The 18,222-nt window shown below is 66.7% G+C and carries 16 protein-coding genes; 8 read left to right on the plus strand and 8 right to left on the minus strand.

Annotated elements, in window-relative coordinates; translation table 11 throughout:
- The first annotated feature begins 56 nt into the window (after positions 1-56).
- The 6 genes from ACCQ01_RS05405 to ACCQ01_RS05430 all read left to right on the plus strand — a co-directional run bounded on the left by ACCQ01_RS05405 (position 57) and on the right by ACCQ01_RS05430 (position 6,749).
- Entirely contained in the window at positions 57-1,124 is a 1,068-nt protein-coding gene (locus ACCQ01_RS05405) for an SPOR domain-containing protein (protein WP_228433749.1), read from the plus strand.
- A 91-nt stretch (positions 1,125-1,215) separates the two neighbouring features.
- The gene (locus ACCQ01_RS05410; protein WP_228433751.1) at positions 1,216-1,962 is read left to right on the plus strand and encodes a CvpA family protein; all 747 of its coding nucleotides are present in this window, start codon (positions 1,216-1,218) and stop codon (positions 1,960-1,962) included.
- Between the two features lie 30 nt (positions 1,963-1,992).
- On the plus strand, positions 1,993-3,459 hold the full coding sequence (purF, locus tag ACCQ01_RS05415) for an amidophosphoribosyltransferase (RefSeq protein WP_011036167.1): 1,467 nt from the start codon (positions 1,993-1,995) through the stop codon (positions 3,457-3,459).
- Between the two features lie 78 nt (positions 3,460-3,537).
- Complete coding sequence (locus ACCQ01_RS05420) at positions 3,538-4,338, plus strand: ferritin-like domain-containing protein (RefSeq protein WP_228433753.1); 801 nt, start codon at positions 3,538-3,540, stop codon at positions 4,336-4,338.
- Positions 4,339-4,943: 605 nt separating this feature from the next.
- Positions 4,944-6,197 (plus strand): zinc-dependent metalloprotease, encoded by a 1,254-nt coding sequence (locus ACCQ01_RS05425; RefSeq protein ID WP_076056339.1) that lies wholly within the window; start codon positions 4,944-4,946, stop codon positions 6,195-6,197.
- A 123-nt stretch (positions 6,198-6,320) separates the two neighbouring features.
- Positions 6,321-6,749 carry a hypothetical protein gene (locus tag ACCQ01_RS05430; RefSeq protein WP_228433755.1) on the plus strand — a complete coding sequence of 143 codons (429 nt, stop codon included), beginning with the start codon at positions 6,321-6,323 and terminating at the stop codon, positions 6,747-6,749.
- 102 nt (positions 6,750-6,851) lie between these two features.
- Here ACCQ01_RS05430 and lpxH read toward each other — a convergent pair whose 3' ends face one another.
- The 8 genes from lpxH to ACCQ01_RS05470 all read right to left on the minus strand — a co-directional run bounded on the left by lpxH (position 6,852) and on the right by ACCQ01_RS05470 (position 17,215).
- Entirely contained in the window at positions 6,852-7,595 is a 744-nt protein-coding gene (lpxH, locus tag ACCQ01_RS05435) for a UDP-2,3-diacylglucosamine diphosphatase (RefSeq protein ID WP_115572593.1), read from the minus strand.
- A 111-nt stretch (positions 7,596-7,706) separates the two neighbouring features.
- Positions 7,707-8,255 (minus strand): phosphatase PAP2 family protein, encoded by a 549-nt coding sequence (locus ACCQ01_RS05440; RefSeq protein WP_011036172.1) that lies wholly within the window; start codon positions 8,253-8,255, stop codon positions 7,707-7,709.
- Positions 8,236-9,372, minus strand: coding sequence for a glycosyltransferase family 4 protein (locus ACCQ01_RS05445; RefSeq protein WP_075286094.1), 1,137 nt, complete (start codon positions 9,370-9,372; stop codon positions 8,236-8,238). Before ACCQ01_RS05445 ends, ACCQ01_RS05440 begins: the two co-directional genes overlap by 20 nt.
- 228 nt (positions 9,373-9,600) lie before the next feature.
- Complete coding sequence (gene ppx, locus ACCQ01_RS05450; RefSeq protein WP_016944807.1) at positions 9,601-11,121, minus strand: exopolyphosphatase; 1,521 nt, start codon at positions 11,119-11,121, stop codon at positions 9,601-9,603.
- 63 nt (positions 11,122-11,184) lie between these two features.
- On the minus strand, positions 11,185-13,287 hold the full coding sequence (gene ppk1 / locus ACCQ01_RS05455) for a polyphosphate kinase 1 (protein ID WP_228433808.1): 2,103 nt from the start codon (positions 13,285-13,287) through the stop codon (positions 11,185-11,187).
- Positions 13,288-13,419: 132 nt separating this feature from the next.
- The gene (gene phoR, locus ACCQ01_RS05460) at positions 13,420-14,748 is read right to left on the minus strand and encodes a phosphate regulon sensor histidine kinase PhoR (RefSeq protein WP_228433757.1); all 1,329 of its coding nucleotides are present in this window, start codon (positions 14,746-14,748) and stop codon (positions 13,420-13,422) included.
- A gap of 61 nt (positions 14,749-14,809) precedes the next feature.
- On the minus strand, positions 14,810-15,499 hold the full coding sequence (gene phoB / locus ACCQ01_RS05465; protein WP_011036177.1) for a phosphate regulon transcriptional regulator PhoB: 690 nt from the start codon (positions 15,497-15,499) through the stop codon (positions 14,810-14,812).
- A gap of 69 nt (positions 15,500-15,568) precedes the next feature.
- A complete protein-coding gene (locus ACCQ01_RS05470) occupies positions 15,569-17,215 on the minus strand; it encodes a M48 family metalloprotease (RefSeq protein ID WP_115529945.1) in 1,647 nt (548 codons plus the stop codon).
- 150 nt (positions 17,216-17,365) lie between these two features.
- Here ACCQ01_RS05470 and grxC point away from each other — a divergent pair, with 150 nt between their 5' ends.
- Positions 17,366-17,671: a glutaredoxin 3 gene (gene grxC / locus ACCQ01_RS05475; protein ID WP_014506861.1), complete on the plus strand. Its 306-nt coding sequence runs from the start codon at positions 17,366-17,368 to the stop codon at positions 17,669-17,671.
- Positions 17,668-18,063, plus strand: coding sequence for a carboxymuconolactone decarboxylase family protein (locus tag ACCQ01_RS05480; RefSeq protein WP_011036180.1), 396 nt, complete (start codon positions 17,668-17,670; stop codon positions 18,061-18,063). The genes grxC and ACCQ01_RS05480 overlap by 4 nt, the downstream gene beginning before the upstream one ends.
- Positions 18,064-18,222: the final 159 nt, after the last annotated feature.

Genomic DNA, 18,222 nt, shown 5'->3' on the forward strand with positions numbered 1-18,222 from the left:
GGGCGCCGGCCTTATAATCGCCGCGGCACCCCGCCACGCCGCCTCTTGTCTCTTCCGTGGATACTGTTCTGAAACAGCGACTGATTGGCGCCATCGTTCTGGTGGCGCTCGCCGTGATCTTCCTGCCGATGCTGGTCAAGGGCCCTGCGCCCTCCAGCGGCGTGGCCGATGTTCCGCTCGACGCGCCTACCGCACCCGGCACTGGCGAGTTCGAAACCCGCGAATTGCCGCTGGTCACGCCCGGTGCCACACCGGCCGGCGGTGCACTCGGCATGCGGGGCGCCGCCACCGCACCGGCCGCAGTGCAGGACAACCCCGATGCGGCCGATCTGGCCGCCCCGTCGAGCACGCCGTCCGCACCGGAGGTGGCTGCGGGTAATTACGCGGTCAACTTCGGCGCCTACGCCAGCAGTGCCGACGCCGATGCGGTGATCGCGCGGCTCAAGCAGGCGCAGTTGCCCGGCTTCAGCGAAAAGACCCAGATCAATGGTCGCCCTGCCTGGCGCGTGCGGGTGGGCCCGTATGCCGAGCAGGCGCAGGCCGAAGCGGCCCGTCTGCAGGCGGTCAAGGTGCGCAGCGACGTCAACGCGCAGGTGGTGACGCTGGATGCCGGTGCCAATGCGCCTGCACCGGTGACCGCTCCCACCCCGAGCACCGCCACGCCCAAGCCGGCCGGCAGCACGACCGCGGCGGCCACCACGGCGCCGACCAAGACCGAGAGCCTGCCGCCGGAGCCGGCCAAGCCGGTGACCGCAGTGCCCAAGCCGGCCGAAGCGCCCAAGCCTGCGCCAGCCAAGCCGGAAGCGCCCAAGCCCGAACCCAGTAAGCCCGAGCCGGCCAAGCCGGTCGCGGCAGCGCCGACCGCGCCCGCCGCGCCGGCCGCCAGTGGGGTTGGGTTTGCGGTCCAGCTGGGCGCCTTCGGCCGTGCCGAAGACGCCAATGCGCTGCGCGACCGCGTGCGCGCCGCCGGATTCAGCGCGTTCGTGGAACAGGTGCGCACCGACAAGGGCGCGCTCAACCGCGTGCGCGTCGGGCCGGTGGCCAACCGTGGCGATGCCGAGCAATTGCGTGCCCAGGTGGCGGCCAAGGTCGGCATCTCCGGCATGGTGCGTCCACATCCTTGATTCTCGATAGCCTCACACCCATGGAGGGGAGGGCGATGATGACTGCATCCTGCCAGGCAAGCGGCGCGCACCCCGCGTCACGAGGTTGGCCATGATCGACATGGTGTTGGGCGTCATCATCCTGGTGTCGGCGCTGTTAGGCCTGCTACGTGGATTTGTGGCGATCGTGGTCGGCACGCTGTCGTGGCTGCTGGCCGGCTGGGCCACGTTCCTGTTCGGCGGCCCGGCCGCGCGTTGGCTGGCCGATGGCAAGCATCCCTCGGCCACCGAGTCGTTCGGCGGCTACGCCATGGTGTTCGTGGGCGTGCTGATCAGCGTGGCGGTGATCGGCATGGTGATCCGCGCCGGCGTGGACGCGGTCAAGCTCGGTGGGACCGACCGCATGCTCGGGTTCGGTCTGGGCGTGGTGCGCGGGGCCTTCCTGGCTTGCGTGCTGGTGCTGCTGATGGGCTTCACGCCACTGCCGCGCGAACCGGCCTGGCGGCAATCGGTCCTGCTGCCGGTGCTGTCGCCGGGCGCTGGCTGGATGCGCGCGCAATTGCCGGCCTGGCGAATGCCCTCGATGGACCTTCCATCGATGGAACTCGGCAACGTATCAGCGGAGTTGGGGAAGTTGCCTTCGGCAGGCGATAATACGGACCTGGGCAAGGCGCTCTCCGGGTCTGGCCTGAGCGACACGATCAACAATGCGCTCGGCAAACCCGGCAACGCTGCCAGCGACGGACGCGATCCGACGCAGGCGATGCCGGCCAATATCGATCCGGCGCAGGTTCGCGGCGGAGAAAGCGACCCGGCTCGGGTCGAGTCCCAAGGCCAGGCACGGCCACCTTCACAGTAACGGCGCAAGCCGAAGCGGAGAACGCGCACCATGTGTGGCATCGTCGGTATTGTCGGCAACCAGAACGTCGCCGGGCAGCTCTATGACGGCCTGACCGTCCTGCAGCATCGCGGGCAGGATGCCGCAGGCATCGCCACGGCCGATGGCACGCGGTTGCGCGTGCAAAAAGCCAACGGCCTGGTCCGCGACGTCTTCGACGAAAAGAAGATGGCGGTGCTGGAAGGCCGCGTCGGCATCGCGCATTGCCGCTACCCGACCGCCGGTTCGGAAGGCATGGACGAAGCACAGCCGTTCTACGTCAATTCGCCGTACGGCATCGCGTTGGCGCACAACGGCAATCTGATCAACACCGAGGCCTTGCGCCAGCAGGTGTTCGAGGCCGACCGCCGCAATATCAACACCGATTCGGACAGCGAAGTGCTGTTGAACGTGTTCGCCTACGAGCTGGACGCGCAACGCATGCTTACCCCCGAAGCGGCGATCCGCGCGGTGGCCGGCGTGCATCGCCGTTGCAAGGGCGGCTACGCGGTGGTCAGCGTGGTGCTGGGTCTGGGCCTGGTGGCATTCCGCGACCCGCACGGCATCCGCCCGCTGGTACTGGGCAAGCGCGAACACGCCGAAGGCACCGAGTACATTGTGTCGTCCGAATCGGCGGCCTTGGACATTCTCGGCTACCAGCGCGTGCGCGACGTGCGCCCGGGCGAGGCGCTGGTGATCACCGCGCGCGGCGAGCTGTTCTCCGAAATCTGTGCCGCGCCGACCGACCATGCGCCGTGCATCTTCGAGTACGTGTATTTCGCGCGTCCCGATTCGATGATCGACAACATCTCGGTGCACAAGGCGCGCATGCGTATGGGCCTGAAGCTGGGCGAGAAGATTCTGCGCCTGCGCCCGGACCATGACATCGACACCATCATTCCGATCCCGGACACCTCGCGCGATGTGGCGCTGGAGATGTCCAACGTGCTCGGCGTGAAGTACCGCGAAGGCTTCGTCAAAAACCGTTACGTGGGCCGCACCTTCATCATGCCGGGGCAGGGCGAACGGCAGAAATCGGTACGCCGCAAGCTCAACCCGATCCATCTGGAATTCCGCAACCGCGTGGTGCTGCTGGTCGACGATTCGATCGTGCGCGGCACCACCAGCCGGCAGATCGTGCAGATGGCGCGCGACGCCGGTGCACGCAAGGTCTATCTGGCCTCGGCCGCGCCGCCGGTGCGCTACCCGAACATCTACGGCATCGACATGCCGGCCGCCGAAGAACTGATCGCGCATGGCCGCAGCGAGCAGGAAATCCAGGAATTCCTGGGCTGCGACTGGCTGATCTACCAGGATCTGGAAGACCTGGAAGTGGCGGTGCGCGAAGGCAATCCGGACATCAAGCAGTTCGATTCGTCTTGCTTCAACGGCGAGTACATCACCGGTATCGAGCCGGGGTATTTCGAGCGCATCCAGCAGCTGCGTTCGGACGATGCCAAGAAGCGCCGGCGCGCCTGATCACTCAGGGCGCTGTGACGCGCGGTGTGAGTGCGCGCGTCGCAGCCAGTGCAAGGTTGCGCGCCGCAGGGAGTGACGATGGATCTGTTGCAAGCCGCGCACGTCTGCCTGCAGGCGTGTGACCCGGTCGAAAAAGTCGCGCTGACCCAGCAGTACGCCGCAGCGTTTCGCGCGGGCAGCTTGCCGCTGCCGGCCCAGGCCGCCGTGCCTGAACCCATTCGTATGCCGGGCCGCCCGCCGCGCCCGTTGCTGGTCCATCCGCGCGAGTTGCCGCGGCGCGGCCTGGGCACGCCGGAGGGGCGTGCAGCCTTTATCCATGCCATCGCCCACATCGAGCTCAACGCCATCGATCTGGCCTGGGATGCGGTGTACCGGTTCCGTGGCGTGCCGGACGGGTTCTATGCCGACTGGGTGGCGGTGGCCGATGACGAGTCGCGTCACTTCATGTTGCTGCGCGAACGGTTGCACGCGCACGGCCACGACTACGGCGATTTTGCCGCGCACAACGGGCTATGGGAGATGTGCGAGAAAACCGCGCACGACGGCCTGGCACGCATGGCGCTGGTGCCGCGGGTGCTGGAAGCACGCGGGCTGGATGTCACGCCGGCCATGATCCACAAACTGCGCTCGCTGGGCGATGCCGCCACTGCGCAGGTGCTGGAGATCATCCTGCGCGAAGAAGTGGCGCACGTCGCCGCGGGTTCGCGTTGGTATCGCTGGTATTGCGAGCAGGCCGGCATCGAGCCGCGCGCACGTTTCAAGGAGCTGTTGCGCGACTACGCCGGCGGCTACCTGCACGGCCCGTTCAATATCGAAGCGCGTCTGCTGGCAGGCTTCGATGAAGACGAATTGGCGAGCCTGGTGGAGCAGGCTGGCTGAGGCGCGCGCGCTGGTTAGCGCGGAGAACTATCGGTTTGCATCCCTCCGCGCAGGCCGACAAGGAGCGCGTTGCCGACGCTGCATGCCGTGCGCACAACGTAGCGAAGCATGCTGTCTGATTAGGGTGCTTCGATGAGCGCTTTATCGGTCGGCCAGCGTGTGTGCGCCCAAGCAACACCATCCGACGGAGAGCGGGCTCTGTAGGCCAGCGTGCTCTTGGATTCCAACAATCTGCATTCGGTGCAGCGCGAGGGTAGTGCCGGTCACTACCTTCCTTCACGCGTAACGCAACATTGCTTGGACGTCCGCGTGCGTGAGCACTCCCAACCGAAAGCGAGGTCTCATCAGGCCCAAGCGCAGTCATCCGCCACTCTCGCAGCACCGGGTCGAGACCCAATGGAAGACATCGCCTACACCGGAATGTGCACTCCGTCGCGCCACACCGGTGCTGGAATCGCATCCAGTCGACGTCAAACATCACAGAACGGTAATTTTCTGTTGTAACAACTTGCATTCCATCCTGATCGGCGCGCCCTAATGGCGTCCCGGGGACAGGGGCCCGGTGTTTCACATCCCGTTGCTTCCATGTCTAGGAGAGAGAGACGATGAAGTCGAAGTCGATGTGCACCACGGTCGGTCTGATCGCCATGTGTCTGGCTGGCTCGGCTGCAGCAGCAGGCAAGCCGCTGTACCAGACCGGCCCGGCATTGAGCCGCAGCGCTGCAGCCACCGCAACGGCAGAACCCTCGTTACAGCGCGTACTGAGCTCGCCATCCACCGCAAACGCACAGGTGGTGCAGATCGATGCGGGCGCGGTGGCGCCGGCGGAAAAACTGCTCGAGCTGCAGCTGGATGGCCAGACCATCACCGCCACCCAGGCAAAGGTCGATGCGTTGGAAGGCGGCGACAGCATCTGGTACGGCAATCTCGGCCCGCGTGCCGGCACCCGTGCACGCACCTTGTCCGGCGTGGACCCGCTCAACTCGGCGATCCTGGTGCGGAGCGGCGACACCGTCACCGGCACCATCCGCTACGCCGGCAAGCTCTATCGTCTGCGGCCGCTTGCCGATGGCCGCCATGTGCTGGTGCAGGTGGACGAGCAGCGCATGCCGCAGGAGCATCCGGCCGAGTACAGCCTGCTGCCCAAGTTCGACATGCCCAGCGACGGCCGCGTGACCGCTGCACAGGCTTCGTCCGGCAGCCCGGCCACCATCCGCGTGCTGGTGGTGGCCACCAACCAGGCGGTGACTGCGTACGGCGGCAACATGCAGTCGCTGGTGCAACTGGCGGTGGCCGAGGCCAACCAGGGCTACGTCAACAGCAATGTGGGCATCACCTTGCAGCTGGCGCGCTATGAAACCACCAGCTATGCGGAAACCGGTAACTTCACCACCGATCTGCAGCGCTTCCGCGTCACCAACGATGGTTACATGGACAGCATCCACACCAGCCGCAACACCTATACCGCCGATGTGGGCGTGATCGTGTTGAACAACAGCAGCTACTGCGGCCTGGCGTCGGGTATCGGCTCCACGGCGGCCACGGCGTTTGCATCGGTGTACTGGGACTGCGCCACCGGCTACTACAGTTTTGCGCATGAGATCGGCCACCTGCAGAGTGCACGTCACGATGCGGCCACCGACCCGAGCACCTCGCCGTTTGCGTACGGCCACGGCTACCGCTACGGCAACAGCTGGCGCACCATCATGGCCTACGCCTGCCCCAGCGGCTGCCCGCGCCTGAACTACTGGTCCAATCCCAACATCAGCTACAACGGCGTGCCCATGGGCAACGCCAGCACTGCGGACAACCAACGCGTGTTGGTCAACACCAAGGCCAACATCGCCGCGTTCCGCTGATCACTGCCCAGCCTGCCCGGCACCACGCGTGCCGGGCAGTGCCGCTATATCCGCGCACGCTGATCGCGCAGACTAGGCACACCGCCGGTGGTTGCCGGCCATGTGATGTCCAGCGGAGCGATCATGTCCAAGTCCCTGACCTGCAGCGTGTTGTGCCTGGCCGTGCTGGCGGTTGCCGGCTGTCGTCAGCAACCGGCCGAGCCTGCCGCATCCCCGGCCAAACCTGCAGTCACCACCCCCGCAGCTGCGGCCAGCGCGGGCAACGCAGCGGAAGAACGCGCGCTGCAACGCCTGCAGACACAACTGCAGCGCGACCGTTTTTATCCGGATGACTGCATCAGCATCATGACCGAGCAGGAAGAAGACGCGCCTGTATCGGATGCCTTTGAATTCGCCGTGCGCGAACGCCACGGCGATGGCTGCCCGGGCGATCCGCAGACCAGTCCGGTGCGCGACCGCTTCCGCGTGCAGGCCGATGGCCGCCTGCTCTGGTACGACGTGGTCAACGGGGATTTTGTCGACTACGCCGAGCATCAGCGCAGCAGGCAGTGATGCAGCGCCGATCAGCAGCGCAGACGTATTGAAGCGCACTGCGCAGCGTGCAGGCACCGCGCCACCGCGCCATGCCTGCGCCGTCGCACGGGACGCGCTAGATCACAGCGCCAGCTGTTCCAGCACCAAGCCGTCGGCGTCCACGCGCAATACCGAGCCTTGTTCGTACCAATCGCCCAGCACCACGCGTGTGCAGGTGCGGCCGCCGGCCTGCACGGTGTGGATGGCCGGGCGGTGGGTGTGGCCGTGGATGATGCGGTCCAGGCCGTAGCGCACGAAGGTGGCGTCCACCTCGGCCGGCGCCACGTCGGTGACGGTTTCGAACTGTGCCTGGTCGCCTTGCTTGAGCTCTGACTGGCGCGCCTGGCTGGCGGCGCGTGCCTGCTGTGCGAACGCCACGCGTGCGGCCAGCGGCTGCGACAGGAACTGTGCCTGGAAAGCCGGGTCGCGCGTCTGCGCGCGGAAGGCCTGGTAAGCGGTGTCGTCGGTGCACAGCAGGTCGCCGTGCATCAGCAGCGTCGGCTGCCCGTACAGATCGATGACGGTGGGGTCGGGCAGGATGCGGAAGCCGGCGCGCTGGGCGTAGGCGGCACCGACCAGGAAGTCGCGATTGCCGGGCATGAAGAACACCGGCACACCGGTGGCGGCCACCGCGTGCAAGGCCTCGGCCACCGCATCCGCGGCCGTCGACGGGGTGTCGTCGCCGATCCACGCTTCGAACAGATCGCCAAGGATGTAGAGCGCGTCGCTACCGGGTACCTGCGTGCGCAGGAAATCGAGGAACAGCTCGGTGATCGCCGGCCGGGCCGGGTCCAGATGCAGGTCGGAAATGAACAGGGTCGTCATCGCGCCATTGTACGGGAGCGTCCCGAATGCATCAGCGCCTCACACATCGCTGGCTGCGGGTCTGACGATGCTTGCATGCGGTGTGGTGCTCCCTGATCGGGAAGGCACGCATCAGACGAACAAGGCAGGAACCGGCAACCACCACAACGAGAGACTGGCCAGCGCAATGCCGATTGCGGTGGCGGCGAGTACGTCGCTGGGATAGTGCAGCCCCAGCACCACACGCGAGAGCGCCACGCCCGCAGAAAACGGCACCAGTAGCGGGGCCAGCCAGGGGTAATAGGCCAGCGCGACGATGCTGAAGGACACCGCGTGCAGGGTGTGCCCGGAGGGAAAGCTGAATTCATCCAGAGGCGCCACCCAGGCGCGGATGCGCACATCCGCCGCATACGGACGCGGCCGGCGCGTCCAGCGTTTGAGGGTCTTGTAGAGGGTCAGCGCCAGCACGCCGGTGGCGGCCATGTGCGCAGAGGCGCGCACGCCGTCCATTCCGTCCAGCAGCACCAGCAGGCCCATCAGGCTGTACCAGAACACCCCGTCGCCCAGCCGGCTGATCGCCGCGAAGCTGCGCCGCACCGGGTGCCGGCGGCACCAGTGGTTGGCCCGCCGGCACCAGCGCGCTTCGTGACCGTGCAGGAGTTCAAGCCGCGTCGACGACATACCGCCCCCGTGCCGCCGTGATCCCCAGCAGCAGTGCTTCGAAATCGGACACTACGTTGTCCGGGTGCAGTTTCTTCATCGCTTGCGCGGCGGCATGGCCCATGCGTTGGCGTACGTCGTCGTTTTCGGTCAGGGTCAATGCGGCCTGCACGAATGCAGCGTCGTCCTCCACCGCGGCGCCGGTCTGGCCATTGCGCAGGTATTCGCGCGCCGCACCGTAATCGAAGGCCACCGTCGCCACGCCGCTGGCCATCGCTTCCAGGGTGACGTTACCGAAGGTCTCGCTACGGCTGGGAAACAGGAACAGATCGCCGCTGGCGAAGTGCCGCGCCAGCGCGTCGCCGCGCTGGATGCCGCAAAAAATGAAGTCCGGATTCTCGTGAGCGATCTTCTCGCGCGCCGGCCCATCGCCCACCCACACAAAGCGCGCCTTGGGGCGGAGCTGCTGCAGCTTGCGAAACGCGCGGATCGCCAGTGGCAGGTTTTTCTCGTTGGCAATCCGGCCGACGTAGATCGCCGCAAAGCCTTCGCCTTCGATGCCCCATTCGGCGCGCAATGCGGGGTCGCGGCGGGACGGATCGAACTGCAGGCTGTCCACCGCACGCGCCAGCAACTGCACCCGCTCGAAACCGCTGCCGCGCAGGAACTGCTGCAGTTCGCGGGTGGGAACCAGCGTGGCTTCGGCCTGGTTGTGGAAGCGCCGCATCCAGCGCAGCGCGGTGCCTTGCAGCCAGGCGGCGCCGTAATCGGGCAGGTATTCGTCGAAGCGGGTGTGGAAGCCGGTGGCGACCGGAATGCCAAGCCGCCGCGCCGCGCGCATGGCCGACCATCCCAACGGGCCTTCCGTGGCCACGTAGATCGCATCCGGTTGCGTGGTTGCCCAATGTCGGGTGAGCCGCCGGGTGGCCGGCAGCCCGAACTTCAGCCCGGGGTAGCGTGGCAGCGACGCGCCACGCACCAGCACGGTGTCGGCCGGCGTGCTGTCGGCCGCTTGCCGCGGGCGCACCACATCGACCTGGTGGCCGCGCGCACGCAGACCGGTTTCCAGGCCATGCACGGTGAGCGCAACGCCGTTGACTTCGGGTGGATAGGTTTCGGTAACGATCGCGTAGCGCATGGTCGTTCTCCCGTTTGATCTAGCTTCCGGGAACGCGATGGCAGCGGTATTGCGCGAAGAAGTCGCGGGGGTGACAGCGGGTGGGAATCGGGAGTGGGGAATCGGGAATCGTAAAAAGCGTGGTGCTGTGGCGCTTAACGCAACTGCGATGGGAACGCCCGGCGCCCCGCAGCCGACAATTCCCGATTCCCCATTCCCCATTCCCGCCAGAGGCCAACGGCCGCTGGCCTACGTCACAAACGGCCGGAACATGATGCCCAAACCCGCCATCCCTTCCACTTCGCCAATCAGGTCGGCGCGCAGCAACGGGCGCGAGTCGATCCAGGCCTGCGACAGGATCAGCGACAGCCGGTTGTCGTCGGCGGTGAGTTCCAGGGTCGGGATCGGATCGGTTTCATGGGCGCGGTGCAGCAGCACGGCCAACCGCAGCAGCGCGGCCTTGCGCCGGGTTGGCAGCAGCAGGCGGTCGGGCAACGCGTCGAAGGCGGTCTTGGGCACATTGCGGCGATGCGTGCGCACCAGCGCGGCCAGTACCTGCTGTTCCTGCCGCGAGAACCCGGCGATATCCGAGTGTTCCAGGATGTAGCTGCCGTGCACGTGGTACTGGCTGTGCGCGATCATCAGGCCCAGTTCGTGCAGGCGTGCGGCGCGGCGCAGCACCTGCGCGTCGTCGCCATCGAGCTGCCAGGATTCGCAGACCTGGTCGAACAGGCGGCACGCGGTGGCTTCCACGCGCTGTGCCTGCGCCTCGTCGATGCCGTAGCGCTGCACCAACGACGCCACCGAACTGTCGCGCGGGTCGTTCTCGCCGCCGCGGCCGAGCATGTCGTACAGGATGCCTTCGCGCATCGCCGCCTTGCTGACCATCAGCTTCTCCAAGCCCAGCGCCTGGAAGGCCGCTTCGAGCACCAGAATGCCGCCGGCGATGATCGGCCGCCGCTCGGCCGCCAGGCCGGGCAGTTGGATGTCTTCGATGCGCTTGGCCTTGAGCAGCTCATCGCGCAGCGCTGGCAGCGCCTCGGCGGTGATCGCGCCCTTGGTGAGCTTCATCGCCGCGCACATCTCGCCGATGGCCTTGTGCGTGCCGGACGAGCCAATCGCTTCATGCCAGCCCAGCGCCTTGTATTGGCCGGCGAACTGCTGGAACTCGGCACCGATCTCGGTCAGCGCATCTTTCCACTTTTTCTTGGAGAGCTTGCCGCCGGGAAAGAACCGCCGCGTACTGGCAATACAGCCGGCCTGCAGGCTTTCGCGTTCCAGCGTCTGGAAGCCGCGGCCGATGATGAACTCCGTTGAGCCACCGCCGATGTCGATCACCAGCCGGCGTTGATCGGGCTTGGGTGGTTGCGCATGCGCCACGCCCAGATAGATCAGGCGCGCTTCCTCCCGCCCGCTGACCACTTCGATGGCATGGCCCAGCGCAGTTTCGGCCGGCATCAGGAACGCCTGCGGCGAGCGCAGCTGGCGCACGGTGTTGGTGGCCAGCGCGCGCACGCGCAGCGATGGCACTTCGCGGATGCGTTGGCCGAAGCGTGCCAGGCACTCGAGCGCGCGCTGGCGCGCCTCGTTGGAAATGCCGCCCTTGCCATCCAGGCCGTCGGCCATGCGCACGGTTTCGCGCAGGCGGTCGACAACGCGCAACTGACCCATCAGGTAGCGCGCAATGACCATGTGGAAACTGTTGGATCCTAAGTCGATGGCGGCAAGAAAATCGCCATCGCGCAGGGGCGGGATCGTGGGGGAGGGCATTGGCATGGCCGCATGGTAGCCGATGGGCCGCCAGCCCCGTGAGAGGCGGCGGCCCGTCTGGCCTCAGACCCGATCGAGCAAGGTCATCTGGGCCGAATGCGCCGGCTCGCCAGGCCCGGGCGTGCGCTTGTGATAGATGCCTTCGGCATCCAGCTCCCACGCGTTGACGTTGTCGTCCAGGTAGTTCTGCAGCACTTCGCGGTAGACGCGCTTGGCCAGGTCCGGATCCAGGATCGGGAAGCAGGTCTCCACCCGGCGCAGCAGATTGCGCTCCAGCCAGTCGGCGCTGGCGCAATACAACTCCGCCGCGCCGTCGTTGCCGAACCAGTACACGCGGCTATGTTCCAGAAAACGCCCCACGATCGAGCGCACGCGGATGTTGTCCGACACGCCCGGCACGCCCGGGCGCAAGGTGCAGGCGCCACGCACGATTAAGTCAATCTGCACGCCCGCCTGCGAGGCGGTATACAACGCGCGCACCACCTGCGGTTCGTTGAGTGCGTTCATCTTGGCGATGATGCGCCCGGGCCGGCCGTTGCGCGCCAGCCGCGTCTCGCGTTCGATCCGCTGCAGCACGCCGGTATGCAGGGTGAAGGGCGACTGCAGCAGTTGTTCCAGCTTCATGCGCGGCGCCAGGCCGGAGAGCTGCTGGAACAGCATGTGCACATCGTTGCCGATCTCTACATCGGCGGTGATCAGGCTCAGGTCGGTGTACAGGCGCGCGGTGCCGCTGTGGTAGTTGCCGGTGCCCAGGTGCACGTAGCGTTTGAGCTTGCGTCCTTCGCGGCGCACGATCAGCAACATCTTGGCGTGGGTCTTGTAACCGACCACGCCGTAGACCACTTGCACGCCGGCTTCTTGCAACTTGTCCGCCAGGCCCAGGTTGGCTTCTTCATCGAAGCGCGCGCGCAGCTCTACCACGACGGTGACGTCCTTGCCGTTGCGCGCGGCCAGGATCAACGCATCGACAATCAGCGAATCCTTGCCGGTGCGGTACAGCGTCTGCTTGATCGCCAGCACGTTCGGGTCGACCGCCGCCTGGCGGATCACGTCCAGCACTGCGGTGAACGCATCGAAGGGGTGGTGCAGCAGCACATCGCCCTTGTTGACGATCTCGAAGATGCCCACGTTGTCGCGCAGGGTGCGCGGATTGAACGCCGGGTACTTGAGCTCGGGCCGTTGCACCAGGTCGTAGACCTGGGTCACGCGGCTCAGGTTCACTGGACCTGCAATGCGGTACACCGCGTTTTCGTTGAGGCCGAAATTCTGCAGCAGGGTGCGCATGATCGCCGGCGGGCAATCGTGCGCAATCTCCAGCCGCACCGCCGGCCGGTAGCCGCGCGTGACCAGTTCGTCGCGCAACGCCAGCGCCAGGTTTTCCACTTCTTCTTCGTCCACCACCAGCTCGGAATTGCGGGTGACGCGGAACTGATAGGAGCCCTTGACCTGCATGCCGGGGAACAGTTCATCCACGAATTCCGAAAGCACCGAGGACAGGAATACGAAGCTCTGCTCGCCGTCCGGCGACAGGCTGGCCGGCAGCTGGATGATGCGCGGCAGCGAGCGCGGCGCGCGCACGATCGCCAGATGGCCGGCGCGCCCGAACGCGTCCTGGCCTTCGAGCACCACCACGATGTTCAAGGTCTTGTTGAGGATCTTCGGGAACGGATGCGCCGGGTCCAGGCCCAGCGGCGACAGCACCGGCATGATCTCGTTGCGGAAGTAGGCGCGCAGCCAGCGTTTCTGGCGCGCATTCCAGGTGGTGCGGCTCAGCACCGCAACCCCGGCCTGTTCCATCGCCGGGCGCAGCACGTCGTTCCACACGTGGTACTGCTGATCCACCAGCTTGGCGGCGCGGTCGTGCACCGCGTTGAGGATGGCGGTGGGGCTCATGCCATCGGGTGCGGGCGGCAGGCCGAACTCCTGCGCATGCCGCACGGTGGCCGCGCGGATCTCGAAGAACTCGTCCAGGTTGGTGCAGGAGATGCACAAAAAGCGCAGCCGCTCCAACAGCGGAACCTGTTCGTCCAGCGCCTGCGCCAGCACGCGGAAATTGAAATCCAGCTGCGACAGTTCCCGGTTGAGATACAGCGCCGGGTCACGCAGCGGATCGCTGCCGATGTCCTCGGAAGGTGCGGGGTCTTTGGAGTGCTTGGCGTGGCCCATGGAGTCGGTCTTCGAGGCGGTCATCAAGGTAAGGCAGGCGGCGGCGATGCGGTGCGCGCCATGCGCAACATGCGCCACACACAGCGCTGCGTTGGTGCAGTGCGCAGCGGCGTGGCGCGCGCATCCTTCATATCACGCCGAGCGTGACAAGGGCAGGGACTGTTCGCGTTGCACAACACGTGCCGCACCGAAATGGCACGAGAATTCGCTGCCGCGTCCCACTTCGCTTTCGATATCCAGGCGCGCCTGGTGCAGGCCCAGAATGTGTTTGACGATCGACAGACCCAGCCCGGTGCCGCCGCTCTCGCGCGAGCGGCTGCTGGACACACGATAGAAACGTTCGGTGATGCGCGGCAGGTGCGAGGCGGGAATGCCGTAGCCGGTGTCGCGCACTGCCAGTGCCGCGCCATCGCCCTCGCGCACGAAGCGAATCGTCACCATGCCACCGCCGGGCGTGTAGCGCACCGCGTTGGTCACCAGATTGGAAAACGCGCTATGCAGTTCTTTATTGGAACCGAGCAGATCCACGCCGGCTTCGTCGAGCACTTCCACGGTGTGGCGGCCCTGGCTGTGCGCTTCGGCTTCGCGGCGCAGCGTGGACAGCATCGGAGCCATCGCCACGTGTTCCTCGCCGAGTTCTTCCTGCGATTCCAGGCGCGAGAGCGTCAGCAGGTCTTCCACCAGCTGCGCCATGCGCTGCGATTGCTTGCGCATCTCCGCCAGCATCGGGCCCGAATCCGGAAAGTCTTCCGGGTCGAGCATGTCCAGATAGCCGTGCACCACGGTGAGCGGGGTACGCAGTTCATGCGAGACGTTGGCCACGAAGTCGCGGCGCACCTGTTCCAGCCGCAGCAGCTTGCTGACGTCGCGCGCCACCAGCAGCCAGTAGTCGTCCGAATACGGGATCAGCCGCAAGTTGAGGCGCAGATCCGGGTCCACCGGCGAGGCGGCATCAAGCATCGGCTCGGCATTGCGTCCGGCTGCCAGCCAGTGGGCCAATGGCAACGGCTGCAGGCGCTCCACCACCGACACGCCCATATCGCCGGGATGATGCAGGCCGAGCAGGCCGGCGGCGGCCTTGTTGAACCACTGCACCCGCTGGCTGTTGCGGTCCACCACCACCACCGCATCGGGCAGTGCCTGCGCGGCGGCGCGGTAGGTGCGCAACATGTCGATCAGACGGCGCTTGCGTGCGCGCATTTCGGCCTGGCTGCGATACAGCAGCCGGTCGAGTTCGTTCCAGGCGCCCACACCGGCGGCCGGTTCGGCACGCTGGCGCGCAGTCAGGCGGCGCAGCACCTGGCGCAACCGCCAGTAATGCCAGGCCAGCACGCTTAGCGCGGTAAGCGTCAGCGCCATCCAGACATGCCCGATCAGCACGCCGGCCAGCACGGCAGCGCCCAACAACAGCGCAAGGGTGCCGAGCGTCTTCAGCCAGGCAGAACGGATATGTTGGGGCATGGAAGGCGTTACCACGGAGCGTCAGGTAGGCATGCGACCGGGCCGGCCTGCGCGGCCGGCATCAGGTGGCCGAGGAGAAACGGTAGCCCGATCCACGCACGGTCTGCACCATGTTTTCCAGGCCGAACGGTTCCAGCGTCTTGCGCAGGCGGCGGATATGCACATCGATCGTGCGCTCTTCCACATACACACTGCCGCCCCACACATGGTCCAGCAGCTGGGTGCGGGTGTAGACGCGCTCAGGATGGGTCATGAAGAAGTGCAGCAGCCGGTATTCGGTGGGGCCGATCGGCACCGGTGCATCGCCGGCGAACACGCGGTGCGCGGCACCGTCGATGCGCAGGCGGCCCACGGCCACGCTGCCGTCTTCATCGTCCTCACGGGTGCGCCGCATGACCGCACGGATGCGTGCCAGCAATTCGCGGGCCGAGAACGGCTTGACCACGTAATCGTCGACGCCGGCCTCCAGGCCGCCGACGCGATCGTTCTCTTCGCCGCGCGCGGTCAGCATGATGATCGGGATCTCGCGGGTCAGCGATTCCTTGCGCCAGCGCCTCGCCAGGTCCAGGCCGCTGGTGCCGGGCAGCATCCAGTCGAGCAGGATGAGATCGGGAACGCGGTCGGCGATGGCGGTCTGCGCCTCGCGGGCGTCACCGGCGTGGATGGGCTCGAACTCGCCTTTGCGCAGTGCGAACGCGACCATGTCGCGGATTGCGGGTTCGTCATCGACGATCAGGATGCGTTTCTGCACGCGGGGCTTACCGTCTGGCTTCGGATGGTCGCCAGTAGACTACGGTTTTGTGACTCTCATGTGACACCCCTAGCGCTGTGACAGGTCGGGGTCGCGAATTCCTTGCCGGCGCAGCTCCAGCACGGTGGGCGTGATCGCGGCAATGCGCGCATCCACGCGGGCTCGTGTCACATAATCGAGATCCTTCTTTTTCAGCGCTTCCAGCTGGATCAGCGCCTGTTCCGCGCGCCCATTGAGGTAGGCCGACTCCGCATACGCCTCGCTGGCGCGCACATGGTCGCCGGACAGCTCGCAGGCGCGCGCATAGGTCTGCTGCAGCAGCGGATCCTCGCCACTGCGGTACAGCAGCGGCTCCAGCACCTGACGCGCGCGCTGGCCGGCCTCCTTGCTGGCCTGCTCGTTGAGCGCGCCGGCGTAGGTCAGCGCCACTGCGCGGTTGTTGGGCAGCCGCTTCAGCAGCGCATCGAAGCGCGCGTTGGCCTGTTCGCGCGGGCCCACGCGTGCCTGTGCCTCGCTCAGGCCCAGCGCCAGCCACAGGTTGTCCGGATGCGCCTCAAGCAAGCTGGTCAGTTCGGCCACCGGCTCGGCCGGGCGGCTGCCACTGTTGCGCAGCCGCGCCAGCGCCAGCCCGTAGCGCTGCGCATCGGTGAGCCCCTGCTTGGCGCTGCGGCGCAGGTTCTCGTATTCGCGAATGGCGCTATCGGGCGTGCTGGCGCTGAGCACGCGCAGGCGCTCCTTGGCCCAGTCGAAGCCCTGCTGATCGCTGCTGCGGCTCAGCGCATCCACCGGCAGGCGCAGCGCATACGGCAGCAACGCGTTGCCGTTGCGGCTCAGCGGCTCGGACAGCGATGGGTCGGACGGGTCCACGCGCTCCTGGCGCGTGCCGCCCGGCACCGAGGTGGTCAGCACCACGGTGTTCTTCTTCATCTGCTCCGCGCGCGCCTTCGCCTCGCTGATGCGGGTGGTGGTCACAGGGTGGGTCTGCAGGAAGTCCGGCGCGCTGTAGCCGCCCTCGTTGGCGCGCATCGCCACCGACATGCGCTCGAAAAAGCCGGCCATCGCGTCCACGTCGTAGCCGCTGCGCACCAGCGTGCGGATGCCCAGCCGGTCGGCCTCGGACTCGTTGGAGCGGGTGTAGTCGATCTGGCGCTGCTGCATCAGCCCCATGGCACTGGTGATCGTAGCCATGGTGGCGTCGCCGCTGGAATTTCCACCGGCCTGTTGCGCAGCCACCACGGCGGCCAGCATGCCAAGCAGGATCGGGATCTGGTCGCGCTGGGCGCGTTCCACCCCGCGCAGCACGTGCTGCTGGGTGACGTGGGCGATTTCATGCGACAGCACCGCCGCCACTTCGTCCTCGCGCTCGGCCGTCAGCACCAGGCCGGCATTGACGGCGATATAGCCGCCCAGCGTGGCGAAGGCGTTGATCTGGCGGTCGCGCAGCATGAAAAACGTAAACGGCTGCTGCGGCTGGTCGCTGTTGGCGCCCAGCCGCGTGCCCATGGTCTGCAGCCAGTCGGTGACCAGCGGGTCGTCCAGTACGTAGTCGTAGTTGCGCAGCTCGGCCAGCATCATCTTGCCGTACTCGGCCTGCCGTGCCGGGGTCAGCAGCTCGCCGGCCGACGAGCCGATGTCGGGCAGGCGATTCTCCTGCGCGGGCGCCACGCCCATGGCGACGGCCAGCGTGAGGGCGGTGGCAAGCAGTAGCAGGCGCAAGAGGAACTCCCAGGTGGTGCGCGGAGCATGCGGGCAGCGCGGCGCGTTGGCGTGAATCGGCAGTTAATCCACAGTGTTGCGGTGACGACCTCGAAATTCCAGTCGCCCGTTACCATATGTCAGACCACAGACCCAACCACGGAGTTTCCCGTGAGCCAAGACCACACCGGGCAGCAGGCGGCCACCGGTCCGCAGATCACCTTGTATTCCACCGCAATTTGCCCGTACTGCGTGGCGGCCAAGAACTTCCTCAAGAGCAAAGGCCAGACCTGGACCGAGGTGCGCATCGACCTGGACCCGGCCGAGCGCGACAAGATGGTCGCCCTGGCCAAGCGCACCAGCGTGCCGCAGATCTTCGTTGGCGACATCCATGTGGGCGGCTACGACGACATGATGGCCATGCACCGCGCCGGCAAGCTCGAACCACTGTTCGCCGCCGCAGGCGGCCAGGCATGAGTGGTTCCGACGACGGCAGCGCCGATCGCCTGCGCGAGTTCACCGACTTCCGCCAGCGCATGAACCAGCGCATCCTGGCCGAGCCCAATCAGGTGGTGCGGCGCTTCTTTGCGCTGGATACCCAGACCTACCAGGCCGGCGCGCTGGACGTGAAGACCAAGGAGTTGCTGGGCCTGGTCGCCTCCATGGTGCTGCGCTGCGACGACTGCATCAGTTACCACGTCGCGCAGTGCAAGGAGGCCGGTGTCACCCGCGAAGAGTTCTTCGAAACCTTCTCGGTGGGGCTGGTGGTGGGCGGTTCGATCGTCATCCCGCACCTGCGCCGCGCAGTGGACTTCCTCGACCAGCTGGAAGGCGGTGCGCCCGCGCCGGCCGAACACAGCCACGGCTGATCAGCGTCGCCCCGCACGCCCAACGCGCCGTCCTGTGAGGCGGCGTGTTGCGTTTTTGGGGCGCGTGCCAAGATCGTGGGAGGCCTGCCGCGTCGCCGGGCCGCTTTCGCTGTGCAGCCGCGCTCCTGCGCGACAGCCCCACGCCACACCCGGCTCTTA

The organism is Xanthomonas sp. NCPPB 4037, assembly GCF_041475695.2.
Lineage (GTDB): Bacteria > Pseudomonadota > Gammaproteobacteria > Xanthomonadales > Xanthomonadaceae > Xanthomonas > Xanthomonas campestris.